The sequence below is a fragment of the Pseudomonas sp. TH31 genome (assembly GCF_016650815.1).
Taxonomy (GTDB): domain Bacteria; phylum Pseudomonadota; class Gammaproteobacteria; order Pseudomonadales; family Pseudomonadaceae; genus Aquipseudomonas.
The window spans coordinates 25,084-41,908 of the sequence record NZ_JAEKEZ010000031.1; the positions used below are offsets into that span (position 1 = coordinate 25,084).

At 61.7% G+C, this 16,825-nt stretch carries 15 protein-coding genes and 3 pseudogenes; 9 read left to right on the plus strand and 9 right to left on the minus strand.

All coding sequences use genetic code 11. The features are described 5' to 3' along the window. Positions 1 to 349: 349 nt before the first annotated feature. On the minus strand, positions 350 to 1,201 hold the full coding sequence (locus tag JFV26_RS24910; protein ID WP_201196134.1) for a CAP domain-containing protein: 852 nt from the start codon (positions 1,199 to 1,201) through the stop codon (positions 350 to 352). Between the two features lie 153 nt (positions 1,202 to 1,354). Between JFV26_RS24910 and JFV26_RS24915 the strand changes: the two genes are divergently transcribed. Next, complete coding sequence (locus JFV26_RS24915; RefSeq protein WP_446739946.1) at positions 1,355 to 1,981, plus strand: cell wall hydrolase; 627 nt, start codon at positions 1,355 to 1,357, stop codon at positions 1,979 to 1,981. 295 nt (positions 1,982 to 2,276) lie between these two features. Here the strand turns inward: JFV26_RS24915 and JFV26_RS24920 are convergent, their stop codons facing one another. The 6 genes from JFV26_RS24920 to JFV26_RS24945 form a co-directional block, all read right to left on the minus strand. Beyond that, on the minus strand, positions 2,277 to 2,489 hold the full coding sequence (locus JFV26_RS24920) for a YXWGXW repeat-containing protein (RefSeq protein ID WP_201196135.1): 213 nt from the start codon (positions 2,487 to 2,489) through the stop codon (positions 2,277 to 2,279). Positions 2,490 to 2,705: 216 nt separating this feature from the next. After that, a complete protein-coding gene (locus tag JFV26_RS24925) occupies positions 2,706 to 3,179 on the minus strand; it encodes a periplasmic heavy metal sensor (protein ID WP_201196136.1) in 474 nt (157 codons plus the stop codon). Continuing rightward, on the minus strand, positions 3,176 to 3,610 hold the full coding sequence (locus JFV26_RS24930) for a hypothetical protein (protein ID WP_201196137.1): 435 nt from the start codon (positions 3,608 to 3,610) through the stop codon (positions 3,176 to 3,178). The genes JFV26_RS24925 and JFV26_RS24930 overlap by 4 nt, the downstream gene beginning before the upstream one ends. Further along, positions 3,607 to 4,188: an RNA polymerase sigma factor gene (locus tag JFV26_RS24935; protein ID WP_201196138.1), complete on the minus strand. Its 582-nt coding sequence runs from the start codon at positions 4,186 to 4,188 to the stop codon at positions 3,607 to 3,609. Before JFV26_RS24935 ends, JFV26_RS24930 begins: the two co-directional genes overlap by 4 nt. Before the next feature lie 91 nt (positions 4,189 to 4,279). Then, complete coding sequence (locus JFV26_RS24940) at positions 4,280 to 4,621, minus strand: YXWGXW repeat-containing protein (protein WP_201196139.1); 342 nt, start codon at positions 4,619 to 4,621, stop codon at positions 4,280 to 4,282. 311 nt (positions 4,622 to 4,932) lie between these two features. Further along, positions 4,933 to 6,126, minus strand: coding sequence for an MFS transporter (locus JFV26_RS24945; protein ID WP_342215479.1), 1,194 nt, complete (start codon positions 6,124 to 6,126; stop codon positions 4,933 to 4,935). A 149-nt stretch (positions 6,127 to 6,275) separates the two neighbouring features. Here JFV26_RS24945 and JFV26_RS24950 point away from each other — a divergent pair. From JFV26_RS24950 to JFV26_RS24970, 5 genes and pseudogenes are all read left to right on the plus strand, one after another. Next, positions 6,276 to 6,616 (plus strand): annotated as a pseudogene (locus tag JFV26_RS24950) (hypothetical protein). Positions 6,617 to 6,712: 96 nt separating this feature from the next. Then, positions 6,713 to 7,969 (plus strand): TolC family protein, encoded by a 1,257-nt coding sequence (locus JFV26_RS24955; RefSeq protein WP_201196141.1) that lies wholly within the window; start codon positions 6,713 to 6,715, stop codon positions 7,967 to 7,969. Next, the gene (locus tag JFV26_RS24960; protein WP_201196143.1) at positions 7,966 to 9,189 is read left to right on the plus strand and encodes an efflux RND transporter periplasmic adaptor subunit; all 1,224 of its coding nucleotides are present in this window, start codon (positions 7,966 to 7,968) and stop codon (positions 9,187 to 9,189) included. The genes JFV26_RS24955 and JFV26_RS24960 overlap by 4 nt, the downstream gene beginning before the upstream one ends. Next, the gene (locus JFV26_RS24965; RefSeq protein WP_201196144.1) at positions 9,186 to 12,344 is read left to right on the plus strand and encodes an efflux RND transporter permease subunit; all 3,159 of its coding nucleotides are present in this window, start codon (positions 9,186 to 9,188) and stop codon (positions 12,342 to 12,344) included. Before JFV26_RS24960 ends, JFV26_RS24965 begins: the two co-directional genes overlap by 4 nt. After that, a complete protein-coding gene (locus JFV26_RS24970; RefSeq protein WP_201196145.1) occupies positions 12,341 to 12,697 on the plus strand; it encodes a copper-binding protein in 357 nt (118 codons plus the stop codon). The genes JFV26_RS24965 and JFV26_RS24970 overlap by 4 nt, the downstream gene beginning before the upstream one ends. A gap of 52 nt (positions 12,698 to 12,749) precedes the next feature. Here the strand turns inward: JFV26_RS24970 and JFV26_RS24975 are convergent, their stop codons facing one another. Both JFV26_RS24975 and JFV26_RS33760 read right to left on the minus strand, forming a co-directional pair. After that, on the minus strand, positions 12,750 to 13,448 hold the full coding sequence (locus JFV26_RS24975; protein ID WP_201196146.1) for a dienelactone hydrolase family protein: 699 nt from the start codon (positions 13,446 to 13,448) through the stop codon (positions 12,750 to 12,752). A gap of 69 nt (positions 13,449 to 13,517) precedes the next feature. Further along, positions 13,518 to 13,595: pseudogene (locus JFV26_RS33760) on the minus strand (DoxX family protein); the annotation flags it as partial. Positions 13,596 to 13,964: 369 nt separating this feature from the next. Between JFV26_RS33760 and glsB the strand changes: the two are divergent. From glsB to JFV26_RS24990, 3 genes and pseudogenes are all read left to right on the plus strand, one after another. After that, a complete protein-coding gene (gene glsB / locus JFV26_RS24980; protein ID WP_201196147.1) occupies positions 13,965 to 14,873 on the plus strand; it encodes a glutaminase B in 909 nt (302 codons plus the stop codon). An 84-nt stretch (positions 14,874 to 14,957) separates the two neighbouring features. Continuing rightward, positions 14,958 to 16,459: pseudogene (locus tag JFV26_RS24985) on the plus strand (aldehyde dehydrogenase family protein). A gap of 70 nt (positions 16,460 to 16,529) precedes the next feature. Beyond that, positions 16,530 to 16,817 (plus strand): BON domain-containing protein, encoded by a 288-nt coding sequence (locus JFV26_RS24990; RefSeq protein ID WP_201196148.1) that lies wholly within the window; start codon positions 16,530 to 16,532, stop codon positions 16,815 to 16,817. The last annotated feature ends 8 nt before the right edge of the window (positions 16,818 to 16,825 follow it).

Below are 16,825 nucleotides of genomic sequence, written 5' to 3' on the forward strand. Positions count from 1 at the left end.
TCACGGGCGTCCATGGGTTCGATTCCTCTATCTGGCGTTTTTCGCGCAGCAACGTACCTGCGCCATGGTAGTACTCGTCAGAAAGAGTGACCTGCGCGCGAGCGAAATGTTTTTGCGTTATTCGTCTATAGAGTTATGCGTATGGCTCATGAATCGAAGTATTTGAGGTGGCAAGCTCGTATGTGTCCCTTCCCATTGGGGTGTACTGGACCTGTAGGAGCTGCCGAAGGCTGCGATCTTTTGATCTTGATTTATAGATGCCGAAGCCGCCGAACAGCAAGATCAAAAGATCGCAGCCTTCGGCAGCTCCTACGTGGGTCGGTGCGCCCGCATATCACGGAGATGGCGACTATTGAGTGCCAAACATCGCCGTCCAGTAAATCCCCGCATCGCTCTTCGGGTCCACTGCATAGGCCGCGCCCAGTTCACGGAACTGCGGGTTCATCAGGTTGGCGCAGTGCCCCGGGCTGCCGAGCCAGCCATCGACAACTTTGCGGGTGGTGTCTTGCCCGGCGGCGATGTTTTCACCGATTTGCTGGTAGCTGTAGCCGGCGAGTTCAGCCCGGTCGCCCGGCGTGCCACCCGTGCGGTCCTTGTGATCGAAGTAGTTGTTGTTGGCCATGTCCCGACTGTGGGCTTCGGCAGCGGTCCCCAATATGGCATTCCAGGCCAGCGGCGTGGTGGCGGCAAACGGTTGGCCGCCGCACTGCCGCGGCTGGGCGCGGGCGGCGTTGAGCAGTTCGAGGAGTTTTTGGCCTTCGGCCGAGGCGTCGCCCAGACGCCCGCTCAACAGCGGACGCGCGAGCACGATGCGCCATTCGCTGCCGGCGCGGCTGACCCCGACATCAATGAACTGCGGGTTCAGCACCACCTGGCAGAAACTCTCCTGCACAGCCTTCATGGCCGACTGCGCATCACGCGGGCCAGACAAGGTGATCGCCTGCACGTTGACCATCGGATAGCCCGCACGGGCCATCGACTGCTGCAGGTCAACCGCGCCGCCGGCGGGCAGGATCAGGCGCGGATCGGCTGCCAGCGGTGGCAGCTCCGGCGAAGCCTGGCCGCCGCAGCGCTGTGCCTGGCTGCGATAGGTGTTGATCGACTGGACCAGTTGCGATTCGTCGGTAGCCAGGGCGGCGGTGGCAAACGCCAGGCCCGACGACAACGCCGCAACACGCAAAACGGATGGTAGAACGCGCATGAAAATCCCCCTTGAACGGACTGCGCCCATGATGCGCGATTTCGCCCCTTACAGGGCAACGGGTTTTTGCCGTTTGTGGGTCGTCTGATGGCGCGATTTGCCGGCTACAATTAAGCGAAGTCGGCCATCGACGCCCTACAGAGCCTGCCCATCATGCTGCGCCTCCCGTTGATAGCATCCTGCCTCGCCTTGACCTTGCTCGCAGGCCAGGTCATCGCTGATGACCAGGAGCAAAAAAAAGAAGTCGCGGTGGACAAGGCCCAGGTCCTGGAACAGAAAGCGGCCGAGAAGGGCGGTGAAGCTCCGGTGCCGAAAAAGGCCGAGACCATCACTCAGTCCGAAGTCCAGGCCGTCGACCCGGCGGGCACCGCGCCGATGGACGAGGCCATCACCTGCCTGGCCCGCTCCATTTACTGGGAGGCCAAAGGCAAGAACTCCGCCGACATGGAGGCCGTCGCCAGCGTGGTAATGAATCGCCTCGGGCACGAAGGCTTTCCGGATACGGTATGCGGGATCGTCAAGCAAGGCTCGGAAAAGCATGCCTGCCAGTTTTCCTGGTGGTGTGATGGCAAGCCAGACACGGCCCAGGAAGAAGCGCCTTACGCGATCGCCAAGGAAATCGCCAGAAAGGCGCTGAACAAGCAGCTACCGGATCGCACCCACGGCGCGATGTATTTCCATGACAGGACGGTGAAACCGAATTGGGCACATCAATACATCAAGACCGCCCAGGTCGGGCTGTTCACGTTTTACAAGCCCCATGACGGTTCGGCGAAGTAGCGCTTCTCGCTCAGACGTGACTCAGCGCAATGGCGAAAGACACCACGATCATGCAGGCAATCGCCAAATTGAAGTTCATGAGGAGTACGCCCGGAGCTGTTGGAGGTGCTGCCATGGTGAACAGGTCGGGTTGAAATGAAAAATTCACTTTGGTGATTTGTATGATCGAAAGAAATGATGGGTTCAAGGGCAAGATCAAAAGATCGCAGGCTTCGCCAGCTCCTACGCCGACCGGGTGTACGCGATCTCTGTAGGAGCTGCCGAAGGCTGCGATCCTTTGATTTTCAGCCTCGACTCAATAAGCCCGCCAATGCCCCGGCACCCACATCCACTGGTTGTGCCCCCAACGATAATGCCCGGCTACCCAGTGATAGCCCGGCGCAGGCATGACCGGCACGACTTCAACCAGCGGCGGTGGCCGATGCGGGCGTGCCGGCTCGACGATGCAGCCTGAGAGTGTGATCGCCAACAGGCTGGCGATTACGGTGGTTTTGATTACTCGAGACATCAGTGGATTCCTTAGTACTTGTGGGCCAATGCTTGAATGGCTGCCTCATGGCACCCAGGCGACCTGTAGCAGCTGGCGAAGCCTGCGTTCGACTGCGAAGCAGTCGTAAATCAGGCGACACGGTTCTACAGAAGACCTCGCGTTCAGGTTTCACGACTGCTGCGCAGTCGAACGCAGGCTTCGCCAGCTGCTACCAACAGCGCGGTGATTTGTGGGTTAGTTTTTGTTCGCGGCTTTAGCCTTGGCGTTACCTCGCGCATACAAGGAATCAGCGAGGGTTTGCCGCTCTTTGGCCGGCAATGTGGCGGCGAAGTCCGCCAGGTTGGCGTCGACCCTGGCCCGCAGCGTGATGTCGGCGTCACGGGCCTTGGCCAGGTCGCTGTCCAGCGCGGCGCGATCCAGCGTCGGCGCTTGCAGCTGACGCACCACGTCGAGCCGCGCATCGCGGCTGGCGGCGATCATCGTCTGATTCTCATCTCGAGTCTGGCGCAGCAACTGGCGCAGTTGATGGCGTTTGGCGGGCGGCAACTGCAACATCACCTGACGCACGCCGTGTTGCGGCAACACCAGCGCGGGTTTTGCCTGGCTGTGCCATTGATAGAAACCGCCGACCGCGCCGCCGATCAGGAACACGTTGAGCACTAGCGACACCGCCAGCAGGGCTTTGAAATGCTTGGGTGGCTGGGTCACTGGTCACTCTCCTCGGCGTTGATACTCATGACGATGTCGGCATCGCTTTGCTCAAAGATGCTGGGCAGTGCTTCGGATGAGCTCGACAGCGGCAGGCCCAATGAAACCACCAGCATCCCCGCCGCAATGCCTGCCAGGCCCGCGCCGACGAAACCGATACGTGACAGCCAGCCCGGATGCCGGCCCCAGAACGACGGCGGTGCGGCTGCTGGCGCTGATGCGACGATGCGCCGAATCAGCTCCGGCGTCGGTGCGGCGACCCGATGGCTATCGAGCAGGCCATCGAGCCAGCGCGCCTGGCTCAAGGCTTCAAGCAACTCGGGGGTGCCCTCGGCAAGCAATGCCTGAGCGCCGGCGCGCTCAGAGGCGGGCCAGCGTTGCAGGTCGGCGCCGTAGGCATCGGCCAGGTGAGTGAACCGTTCGGGCGTCATCGTTTTCCCCTCCTTAGGCACGCGGGGTCGTGGGCATCGACCAGTTGATTGCGCAGGTTGCGCCGTGCCCGCGACAGCAGGCTTTCCAGTGCATCGACGGTAATGTTCATCAGCGCCGCCGCCTCGATGTTCGACAGGTCCTGGTAATAAGTCAGCACGATGGCTTCGCGCTGGCGGTCGGGCAACGCGGCCAGTGCAGCCGCCATCAGTTCGTTGCGCGCGCTGGCTTCCAGTTGCTCTTCCGGCAGCGGCGCAGGGTCCACCGGCTCGGGCAACTCATCGATGTCTGGCAGGGGGTGTTCCTTGCGACTGCGCAAGCGGTCGTAGCACAGATTGAGCGCGACCCGATGCAACCAGGTGTCAAACCGTGCCTGCCCGCTGCGCCAGTTCGCGGCCTGTTTCCAGATCCGCAGAAAGCTTTCCTGAGCGACGTCTTTCGCTTCATCGGCATCACCCAGCAAACGACTGGCGAGTGCCAGCAGACGGGGCAGCTTGCGCGACACCATCTCGTTGACGGCCTGTGCCTCGTTGTTGCCGATACGGGCCAGCAACTCGACGTCCGGATCAGTTTCGTTCAAATGACAGCTCCCGGTCCGGTGGCGGGATCAGATTGTGCCGGGCAGGGAAGGGGACGAACCCGGTTCGTCCCGTGCCGATACACCCGTGGGCTCAACGTACCCAGCGCCCTTCGATCCAGTACCAGTTCGGTCCGCGCGCTTCCCAATGACCGGGCATCCAGCGCCCGCCGTGGTGCATCCGCTGCCAATGACCGGGCGCCCAGACATAACCGCGACCGTCCCAGCGCCAGTGGCCGTTATCCCAGGCATAGCCGGGACGTGCCATGGGCACCTGCTCCATGCGCACGGGCGGTGGTGCCTGGCGAATGATGATCTCGGGCTGAGCAAACACCGGCGTACTCGCCAGCGCAGCCAGCGCCAAAGGGACGAGCAATAAATGCCGCAACTTGATCAGGGGTGCACAACGTTCATGACAACTCCTCAAGGCTTGCATCCGAAAGTGGATGTTGCTGATGAGTTGAACGCCGGATCGGCAAAAAATCCGTCGCGGTGAATGTGAAATTTTTTTCAGGTTGGGGCGCGACGGACATTCGAGGGACGAGGCGTTCAATCAATAACCGCCAGCGCAGCGTTTTGTGCCGTGCAGTAACTATTGACCCAAGAGGAAACGACCATGTCCCGCTCTTTGAAACTGTTTGCCTGCGTAGCCGTATTTCTGACCTTGAACGGTTGCGTCTATTGGGGTCATCCGCACCGTTGCTGCTGGCGGTATGACGCTGTTGAGGTGCGTTAAAAACCCGGCAATCACCGGCCCTTGCGTATCAGCAGTAACAGCAACGACGCAGCGGCCAATACAGCCCCGGTCGTAAAGGTCCATTGCGAGCCTGAGGTTTCCCACAGCCAGCCCGCCAGAACGCTAGCGATCAACAGGCATGCGCCGCTGACCAGATTGAACAGACCGAACGCCGTGCCCCTGAGGTTTTCAGGCGCGGTGTCGGCGATCAGCGTCGCGAGAATGCCCTGGCTGAAACCCATATGCAGACCCCACAAGGCCACACCCAACAGCATCGTCGTGACCGAGTCGGAACGCGCCAGTACCAGATCCGCGAGGATCAGCAGCCCCATGCCGACGCAGAGCAGTGTCGTGCGGCTGATTCGGTCGGACAGCCAGCCGGCAGGGTAAGCCGACAGGGTGTAGAACAACGCCATGACCACCATCACTACTGGCACCCAAGTGATCGACAGACCGGTTTCTTGTGCTTTCAATACCAGAAAGGCTTCACTGAAACGGGCAAGGGTAAAGAGCCCGCCAACAGCGACGACCCACCAAAACCCGGGTGAAAAATCCCGCAGGACGTTCCAGTTGATCGGCGAGCGGAAGCGGTGTTTATCGCCAGCCTGTAACGGTTCTTTTACGCCACCGACAATCAGCACGACCGCGATGACCGCCGGGATCACGGCGAACCACAGCACGAGCTGGATTTGCCCAAGCCACAGCATCAGCACAATCGCCAGTACGGGACCCAGAATTGCGCCGACGGTATCCATCGATTGGCGCAGACCAAAGCAGGCGCCCCGGATCTCGGGCGGCGACACGTCGGCGACCAGGGCATCGCGCGGCGCGCCACGAATCCCTTTGCCGATCCGATCCAGAAAGCGTGCGGTGAACACCAGTTCTACTGAATGCGCCAGAGGGAAGAGCGGTTTTGACAGGGCGGCCAGGCCATAACCTATCAACAGCAGGCCTTTGCGCCGGCCGATAAAGTCGCTGATGGCGCCAGAGAATACTTTGACCAGCATCGCGGTTGCCTCGGCGATGCCTTCGATCACCCCGACGGTCAATGCACTGGCGCCTAAGGTGGTGACTAGAAACACCGGTAGCAGGCTGTGCACCAACTCGGACGACAGATCCATGAACAGGCTGACAAACCCCAGGGCCCAGACCGTGCCTGGAATATACAGGGGTGAATGCTCAGCCTTGGCGAGGTTTCTGTTCACGGTCAACCCTCAATGAACGTCAGGTACTCGTCAGTGTGGCAGGCAAACGCCATGTACTGGGAGTCGATAGATCATCGGGTTTCAGGCGTTGGAAAACATCATTGATCGGTGATTGTAAGAACAAGGGGCTGCGGCTAGACTCCAGCCCCATGAAACGCTATCTGCGGTTTTGCCTCATTTTCCTGATCAGCCTCGCGCTTCCCTTGAGTGGAATGGCGGGCGTTCGGGCACCCGCCGAACCTTGCCCGATGAAAGCCATGGGCATGTCGATGATGGGTGACATGGGCAAGGACTGCTGTCAGGACATGAGCATGCCGTCTGATCACGGCAAGCCGTGCAAGCCCGGTCAGGAGTGCAAGACCGGCGGCATGCTGCAAGTGTTCATCGCTAAACCCCCGTCACCTTGTTCAGCCCCGTGGTAGCGACGCTCTTTGTCGACGAGGCGCCTGTCCAGACCCCGTCCGGGGTATGGCGACCCCCGCGCATCTGATTCCTGTCCCCCGTTAAGCCCCGTTTCGCCTGCGCGAAATGGCGTTGCTGTGCGCTTTTTAAAAGCGCGCAGTGGATCCTTACAGGAATCATAGACATGAATCCCACGTGCTCCCGCACAAGGTGGCCGCTGGCGGCTGCCTTGGCGGCAAGCGTACTGGCTTTGCCGTGCGTTGCTGCCCCGTTGACCCTCGATGAAGCCTTGCGGCTGGCCGATAACAACGCGCCATCCCTCACCGCCGAGGCGCAAAAGCTCCAAGCGGCCAGAAGCGCCGCGATCCCAGCGGGTGAATTGCCCGACCCGAAGCTGCTGCTGGGCGTGCAGAACTTTCCGGTAGGCGGCCCTGACCGCGGAACCCTGGATCACGATTTCATGACCATGCAAATGGTCGGCGTGAAGCAGGAAATGCCCAACGGCGACAAACGTCGGGCGCGTACCGAAGTTGCCGAAGCAGCGGTTGATCTGGCGGCCGCCCAAGGCCGGGTCGAACGCCTGAACGTGCGCCAGGCCACGGCGTTGGCCTGGATCGGCAGTTACTCGGTTGAACTCAAGCAGGCGCTGTTCCAGCAGTTCTACCGCGAGAATCGACTGTTGAGCGACACCGTCCGCGCCCAGATCGCCAGTGGTCGCGCCCAGCCTGCCGATGCCGTCACGCCCAAGCAGGAAGCCGCGCAACTGGACGAACAGCAGGACCAGTTGCAGCTTGAGCGTGCCCAGGCCCGCGCCGCACTCAAACGCTGGATCGGCCCCGCCGCCAATGAGCAACCCACCGGCAACTGGCCGCAATGGCCCATCGATACCTTGGGTTACTCTCACAAACTTGAGCATCACCCGGCCCTGGCTGCGTTCGGTCCCATGACCCACGAAGCCCAGGCCAAAGTTCGCGAAGCCGAAGCCGACAAACAATCGGACTGGAGCTGGGAGCTCGACTACCAGAAGCGCGGACGTGAGTTCGGCGACATGGTCAGCGTGCAATTCACCTTCGATCTGCCGTTGTTCCCCGAGACCCGGCAAAACCCGAAGATCGCCGCCCGGCATGCCGAGCTCAATCAACTGGAAGCCGAGCGCGAGGCACAACTGCGTGAGCACACCGAGCAACTGGAAACACAACTGGCCGACTACCAGCGCCTCGACCGCGCCGCGCGGCGAACTCAGGAAAGCCTGCTGCCGTTAGCCAAGGAAAAAGCCGAATTGACCCTGGCCAGTTATCGCGCCGGTAAAGGTGATTTGTCGGCAGTGGTCGCCGCCCGGCGTGAACTGATCGACGCGCAGATGAAACAGATCGACGTCAACCAACAGAAAGCGCTGACCAGCGCCCGGCTGTATTTCGCCTACGGGGAGGCTGGCCAATGAGCCTTTATAAAGGTGTTCTGTGGGTCGGTTTATCATTGGCATTGGGGGCTGTCGGCGGCTATTGGCTGGCACACAAACCCGTATCGGTCGAGGCGGCGTCCAAGGCTCAGGACGAGCGCAAGGCCCTGTATTGGTACGACCCGATGTACCCGCAGCAGAAATTCGACAAACCCGGAAAATCGCCCTTCATGGACATGAAACTGGTACCGCGCTACGCCGACGACGCGGCGGACACCGGCGCGATCCAGATTGATCCGCGCGTGACCCAGAACCTCGGCGTTCGCCTGGCTACGGTTACCCGTGGCGCACGGGCGTCCAGCGTCGAAGCGTCAGGGCTGCTGGCCTACAACGAACGCGAAGTGGCGGTGATTCAGGCGCGCGCACCGGGGTTCGTCGAGCGGGTGTATGCCTTGGCGCCGGGGGATGTACTCAAGGCGGGCGCGCCGTTGGCGGACATTCTGGTGCCGGAATGGGCGGCGGCTCAGGAGGAGTTTCTGGCGCTCAAGCGCATGGGTGATGCCGGGCTGCTGGCCGCGGCACGCCAGCGTCTGCGTCTGACCGGCATGCCGGCGGCGCTGATTGCCGAGGTTGAACGCAGTGGCAAGGTTCATGTGAATCAGACCCTCACCACGCCGATTGCCGGTGCGTTGCAGGAACTGAATGTGCGGGCCGGCATGACGTTGGCTGTCGGCGAGACGCTGGCGCGGGTCAATGGCCTGAGCAGCGTCTGGCTGGCCGTGGCGGTGCCGGAATCACTTGCCGGTTCGGTGCAGGTCGGTCAGACGGTCGAGGCCAGACTGGTGATGTACCCGGACGTCACCCTTCGCGGCAACGTCAGCGCAATCCTGCCGCAAACCACGGCCGACAGCCGCACCGTCAGCGTGCGGGTAGAGCTGCCTAATCCTGACGGCCGCTTGCGTCCGGGCCTGACGGCGCAGGTGCGCATGAGCAATACGGACGGACAATCGGTGCTTTGGGTCCCGAGCGAGGCGTTGATTCGCACCGGCAAGCGGGTGCTGGTGATGCTTGCTGAAGACGGGGGGCGCTACCGTCCGGTCGAGGTGCAGGCAGGATCGGAAAACGCGGGCCGAACCGTCGTGCTCAAGGGGCTGGAGGAGGGGCAGAAGGTCGTCAGCTCGGGGCAGTTCCTGCTCGATTCCGACGCCAGCCTCAAAGGCATTGGCGTCCAGCCCCTGGATAACACCGGAGGCCAGCCATGATTGCCGCACTGATCCGCTGGTCTGTGGCCAACCGTTTTCTGGTGCTGCTGGCGACCCTGTTCGTCACGGCCTGGGGCGTGTGGTCGGTTCAAAGTACGCCCATCGATGCGCTGCCGGACCTGTCCGATGTGCAGGTGATCATCCGCACACCCTACGCCGGCCAGGCGCCGCAAATCGTCGAGAACCAGGTGACCTACCCGCTGGCGACCACCATGTTGTCGGTGCCGGGGGCGAAGACGGTGCGCGGTTATTCGTTTTTCGGCGACAGCTTTGTCTACGTGCTGTTCGAGGATGGCACCGACCTGTACTGGGCACGCTCGCGGGTGCTGGAGTATTTGAGCCAGGTCCAGAGTCGCTTGCCGGCCAGCGCCAAACCGGCGCTGGGGCCGGACGCCACCGGGGTCGGCTGGATCTATCAGTACGCCTTGGTGGATCGCAGTGGCGGACATGACCTGGCGCAACTGCGGGCCCTGCAGGACTGGTTCCTCAAGTTCGAGCTCAAGACCCTGCCCAACGTCGCGGAAGTCGCCACCGTCGGCGGTATGGTCAAGCAATATCAGGTGCTGCTCGACCCACTGAAAATGGCCACGCTGGGGATCACTCAGGCCCAGGTGACCGAGGCCATCGGCAAGGCCAATCAGGAAACCGGCGGCGCCGTGCTGGAGATGGCGGAGACCGAATACATCGTGCGCGCTTCAGGTTATCTGAAGACCCTCGATGATTTTCGCGCCATTCCCCTCAAGCTCGGTGTCGGCGGCGTGCCCGTGACCCTCGGTGAGGTGGCAACGATCCAGGTCGGCCCGGAAATGCGCCGTGGCATCACCGAGCTCGATGGCCTGGGCGAGACGGTCGGCGGGGTGGTGATCCTGCGCAGTGGCAAGAACGCCCGGGAAACCATTGCTGCGGTCAAAACTAAACTTGATCAACTGAAGAGTAGCCTACCGCCCGGCGTGGAGATCGTCACCACCTACGACCGCAGCAAGTTGATCGACCGCGCTGTGGAAAACCTCAGCCATAAACTGATCGAGGAATTCATCGTCGTTGCACTGATCTGCGGGATCTTCCTCTGGCATCTGCGCTCGGCGCTGGTGGCGATCATTTCGCTGCCGGTGGGGGTGTTGATCGCATTTATCGTCATGCGTCATCAAGGGATCAACGCCAACATCATGTCCCTGGGCGGGATTGCGATTGCCATCGGCGCCATGGTCGACGCTGCCGTGGTGATGATCGAGAACGCCCACAAGAAGATCGAGGCCTGGCACCGGCATCATCCGGGGGAAGAACTGAAGGGCGAGCGGCATTGGCAGGTGATGACCGACGCGGCCGTGGAGGTCGGGCCGGCGCTGTTTTTCTGCCTGTTGATCATCACGTTGTCGTTTATTCCGGTGTTTACGCTGGAGGCGCAGGAAGGGCGGCTGTTCGGTCCGTTGGCGTTCACCAAGACCTACGCCATGGCGGCAGCGGCGGGGTTGGCGGTGACGCTGGTGCCGGTGTTGATGGGTTATTGGATTCGCGGACGGATCCCGGATGAACAGCAGAACCCGTTGAACCGTTGGTTGATCAGGGTCTACCAACCGGCGCTGGACGCCGTGCTGCGTTGGCCGAAAGTCACCCTGTTGGTGGCGTTGCTGGTGTTTGTCAGTGCGCTGTGGCCGATGTCGCGCCTGGGCGGCGAGTTTCTTCCGCCTCTGGACGAAGGTGACTTGCTCTACATGCCTTCGGCGCTGCCGGGTTTGTCGGCGCAGAAAGCTGCGAAACTGCTGCAACTGACCGATCGCTTGATCAAGACCGTGCCGGAAGTCGAACACGTTTTTGGCAAGGCCGGTCGTGCCGAAACCGCGACCGACCCGGCACCGCTGGAGATGTTCGAAACCACCATCCAGTTCAAACCCCGTGATCAGTGGCGTTCGGGGATGACCTCGGAAAAACTCGTGGAAGAACTGGACCGGGTGGTTCGGGTGCCGGGGCTGACCAACCTCTGGATTCCGCCGATCCGCAACCGTATCGACATGCTCGCCACCGGGATCAAGAGCCCCATTGGGGTCAAGGTCGCCGGCAACGATCTGGCGCAGATCGATGCCGTCACCCAGGCTGTCGAACGTGCGGCCAAAGACGTACCAGGGGTCAGTTCGGCGCTGGCCGAACGCTTGACCGGCGGGCGCTACATTGATGTCGATATCAACCGTCAGGCGGCCGCTCGCTACGGCCTCAACATTGCCGATGTGCAAGTGATTGTCTCGGGAGCTATTGGCGGTGAAAACGTCGGCGAAACCATTGAAGGCCGTGCGCGTTTCCCGATCAACGTGCGTTACCCCCGTGAGTGGCGTGACTCGGTGGGCGTGCTGGAGCAACTGCCGATCTCCACGCCGCTGGGCAGTCTGATCACCCTTGGCACGGTGGCGAAGGTCGTGGTCACGGACGGCCCGCCGATGCTCAAGAGCGAAAACGCCCGACCGTCCGGCTGGGTGTACATCGACGTACGCGGGCGGGACATCGCTTCAGTGGTCGCTGACTTGCGCCGGGTCGTCAGCGAGCAGGTCAAGCTGCAGACGGGCATGAGCCTGAGCTACTCCGGGCAGTTCGAGTTTCTGGAACGGGCCAACGCTCGGCTCAAACTGGTCGTACCGGCCACGCTGCTGATCATCTTTGTGCTGCTGTACCTGACGTTCGCCCGGTTCGACGAGGCGTTGCTGATCATGGCCACGCTGCCGTTCGCGCTGGCGGGCGGCGCCTGGTTCCTCTATGGGCTGGGGTTCAATTTGTCGGTGGCCACCGGGGTCGGTTTCATTGCATTGGCCGGGGTGTCTGCCGAGTTTGGCGTGATCATGCTGCTCTATCTGAAGAACGCCTGGGCCGAGCGTGAAGACGCGGGCGAGCGTACCGATTCGGGGCTGGTGGCGGCCATCCGCGAGGGCGCAGTGCAGCGGGTTCGTCCCAAGGCCATGACCGTGGCCGTCATCATCGCCGGTCTGTTACCGATCCTGCTGGGCAGCGGCACCGGCAGCGAAGTCATGAGCCGCATTGCCGCGCCGATGGTCGGCGGGATGGTTACCGCGCCGTTGTTATCCCTGTTTGTCATCCCGGCTGCGTATCGCTTGATGCGCCGCCGTCAGTTGTTTGTTAAACCCACTCTTGCTGAAGGAAATATCCAATGAAACTGACTCTGATTGCCGTAGCAAGTACCGTCGTTGCGCTGTCTTTTGCTGTCCATGCCGAGGACATGCCGGGGATGCCAGGGATGAAGATGGACGACGCACCGATGAAACAGCCGGCCACGCAAGCACCGGTGGCCAAGGCTGCCGGGACGGTGGAGGCGATTGATAGTGAGAAGCACACGGTCACCATCGCCCACGGCGCAGTACCGGCGGTGCAATGGCCGCCCATGATCATGGGATTTCGGGCCACCGAAGCGCAATTGGCTGGGGTGAAGGTCGGGGATCAGGTGAACTTCGAGTTTCAACTGGCGGGATCGACAGCGACCCTCGTGTCGATTGATTTAGCGAAGTAACGTGACATCAGCCAGCGGCGCGAACCAGGTTCGCGTCGCTGGTTGAGCGGTTTTACAGTTCCATGCCCAGGAAAATCAGGGTATTGCCGTGAGCCTCAACCGCCGCGCGCTGGTTATAGCTGTCGCGGTGCGAGCAGTTGAAGCCGTGCTCGGCTTCCGGATACACGACGATTTCAACGTTGTCGTTGGTGTCGAAGCGCTCGGCGATTTTCTCCACGGCTTCCAGTGAAATGTGGCTGTCTGCTTCACCGAAGTGCATCAGCAACGGCACTTCGATTTCATCGGCACGGTCCAACTGGTTCTGGATACCGCCGCCGTAATAGGCGATGGCCACATCGACGAAACCGTTGGCGGCAGTGTGGTACGAAAGCAAGCCGCCGAAGCAGTAGCCGATGGACGCGATGCCGCCATCCAGGCCCGGTTGGGCTTGCAGGGCATCGATGGCCAGCTTGATGTCGGCCTGAGCTGCATTCACGTCGGTGGCATTCATCAGCTCGACAGCACGTTTCCAGCCGGCTTCGTCGTAGCCCAGTTCGATGCGCGGGCCGCTGCGCCAGAACAGATCCGGTGCGATCACCAGGTAGCCGTCGGCGGCGTATTGCTCGGCGACCGAGCGGATGTGTTCGTTGACGCCGAAAATCTCCTGGATCAACACGATCCCCGGGCCTTTTTGGGTATGGGGGATGGCCAGGTAAGCGCCGAATTTGCCTTCGGGGCTATTGATCTCGATCCATTGGGTGGTCACGCTCATGGTGGCTCCTGTCTTCGCAGTGGGGGAGGTTGCAGCTTATTAAGCGGGTGTGTCAGTCAGTGTGACAGTGCCCTGGGCAAGTTCACCCAATGTAGACCAATCGGCTGGCCAGTGAACAGCCGCCGTTTCAACCACCGTCACCATAACCTGCCTGAACACAGCACTTCCAACCACCCCTCCATACCCCTGTGGGAACGAGCCTGCTCGCGAAGAGGCCGGGACATCCAGCATCAATGTTGCCTGACAGGCCGCTTTCGCGAGCAAGCCCGCTCCCACAGTAAAATGATGGGCTGCACACTCTCGGTGGCTGGCACATAACCCGGTGGGAGCGGGCTTGCTCGCGAAGGGGCCGGCACAAGCAATATCAATGTTGACTGACAGAACGCTATCGCGAGCAAGGGATCAGTGCTGAAGGGCACTGCAACATTCCCCCACAAAACTGTGATTTACCCCGCACCAGCGGCGTCTAGCGTCTGTGACCCCGCAATCCCTTGGGGCGAGACTTCGGAACCCGGCATGCAAGCGCTGTTGAACGAGATTCTTGACGCAGTTCGGCCCCTGATCGGCCAGGGCAAGGTGGCTGACTATATTCCCGCCCTCGGCACCGTGCCGGCCAATCAACTGGGGATTGCCGTGTATGGCAATGACGGCGAGCTGTACTGCGCCGGCGACGCGGATACGCTGTTCTCGGTGCAGAGTATTTCCAAGGTGTTCAGCCTGGTGCAGGCCATCGAACACTCTGGCGAAGCGATCTGGGAACGTTTGGGCCACGAGCCGTCCGGCCAGCCGTTCAACTCGCTGGTGCAGCTGGAATTCGAACGCGGCCGCCCGCGCAATCCGTTCATCAACGCCGGGGCGCTGGTGATCTGCGACATCAACCAGTCACGTTTCGCCGCGCCGGCCCTGTCGATGCGCGATTTTGTCCGGCGCTTGTCCGGCAATCCGCAAGTCATGGTGGACGGCAAGGTTGCCGAATCCGAATACCAGCACCGCGCTCGCAACGCCGCCATGGCGTACCTGATGCAGTCGTTCGGCAACTTCCACAATGACGTCGAAGCTGTGCTGCGCAGCTATTTCAGCCACTGCGCGCTGCGCATGAGTTGCGTGGACCTGGCGCGAGCGTTCTGCTTCCTGGCCAACGACGGTTTCTGCAAACACAGCGGCGAACAAATCCTCACCGCCCGCCAGACCCAGCAGGTCAACTCGATAATGGCCACCAGCGGCCTCTACGACGAAGCCGGCAACTTCGCTTACCGCGTCGGCTTGCCCGGCAAGAGCGGTGTCGGCGGCGGGATCGTCGCGGTGGTGCCGGGGCAGTTCACCGTATGCGTCTGGTCGCCGGAATTGAACGCTGCCGGCAACTCGCTGGCCGGGATGGCGGCGCTGGAATTGTTGAGTCAGCGGATCGGCTGGTCGGTGTTCTAACGCGGTGTGGGCGGCGTCGGTAATGACGCTTCGGGAAATTTGCTATACATTTTCCGGCCGCCCCCTGCCTGGTGAAACCGCTTCATGTCCCTGATGCTCGAACGTCTCGTCGCTGGTACGCCGATCCCTTTTGCCGGTAACCGTGTCTCTGTGGTCAGCCCCGAATTGGCGGCACGTTTTCAGCCCGGTGACCATCTGCTGGTGGAGCAGGTCAGCGGCGAGTTGTTGCTGATTCCGGTGGTGGACCAGCAAGCGGCGGCGGTGGCGATTGAGCGGGCGCAAGCGGCGTTTACCGCGATGTCGGCGGTGTCGGATGAAGCCATCAGCGAGTTCTTTGGCCGGTTTGCCGAGCGCCTGGAAACCCCGGCCTGCTGGGCCTTGATAGAAGCCGCCAACCTGGCCGATATCGAACGGGCCAAGGCCCGTGGGCGTTCGACCACGCGGTTGCTGGCCGACGAACGCATGCGCCGCGACATGATTGCTGGCCTGCGTGCCTGGCGCGATGCGGCGGCCACCCGCGGCAAAGTCATCAGTTGCGTCGAACATGACGGCTGGAAAGTCGAGCAAGTGGTGGCGCCGCTGGGCATCGTTGCGTTCGTCTTCGAAGGCCGGCCGAACGTCTTTGCCGACGCCGCTGGCGTACTGCGCACCGGCAACACCGCCGTACTGCGCATTGGCAGCGATGCCTTGGGCACCGCACGAGCCATCGTCACCCACGCCTTGAACCCGGCGCTGGCTGAGGTCGGGTTGCCGGTGGGCGCGGTGTCGCTGGTTGAAAGCATCAATCACGCGGCCGGTTGGGCGATGTTTGCCGACCGACGTTTGTCGTTGGCCGTGGCCCGGGTTCGGGTCGGGCTGTCAGTCAACTGGGCAGCATCGCCCAACAGGCCGGCACCGCCGTCAGCCTGCACGGCACCGGCGGTGCCTGGCTGATCGCCGATCAAGGCGCCGACGCCACGCGTTTTGCCGCCGTGGTGCGCAACTCGCTGGATCGCAAAGTCTGCAACACCCTGAACGTCTGCCTGATCCAGCGTAATCGCGCCGCTGAGCTGGTGCCGCTGTTTCTCGATGCGCTGCAACAGGCTGGGACTGCCCGTGGTCAGGGCTGCAAATTGCACATCGTCGAAGGCAGCGAGTCGTACCTGCCGAGCGATTGGCAGGGCGCCAGCGTTGAGGTCTATCGCGCCGAAGGCTATGTGACCGAAGCATTGGCCGAGCCGCTGACGGAGGATCAATTGGGCCGCGAGTGGGAATGGGAAGAAACCCCGGAAGTCAGCCTGAAAATCGTCGACGACCTGGACCAGGCCATCACGCTGTTTAACCGCTACAGCCCGCAATTCACCGTGTCGCTGATCAGTGAAAACGCCGAGGCTCATGAGCGTTTCTACAACGCGGTGAATGCGCCATTTGTCGGCAACGGCATCACCCGTTGGGTCGACGGCCAGTACGCGTTGAACAAGCCGGAACTGGGGCTTTCGAACTGGGAAAGCGGTCGCCTGTTCGCTCGCAGCGCGATTCTTTCCGGCGATGGTGTGTTCACCATTCGCAGCCGCATGACCCAGATAGATTTGTCAGTCAAACGCTGAATGCTCCGGCCGCGAACCACAGGCGCACTATAATTGATGTGTCTGTGTTTGCGTGACGGAGGGCTGCACCATGAAACTTCATTCCTTTGAACAGTATTCTCATGACTTGGCTATGGTCGCTCACGATACATGGCTGACTGCCAGGGTGAAGTCGGCCCTGACCAAGGCCGAACCGACCTTTGGCTTGCATATCCACGTCAAAACCCATGGCGGCGAAGTGCTGCTGAGCGGCATGGTCGACACTCATCGACAAAGTGAGCAGGCAGTTGATCTGGCCCGCTCGGTTCAGGGTGTCATCGACGTCGATACCAGTGGCTTGCGCACGCATGTGTTCAAACCGGGCAGTCCTGACGAATGAGCCAGGCG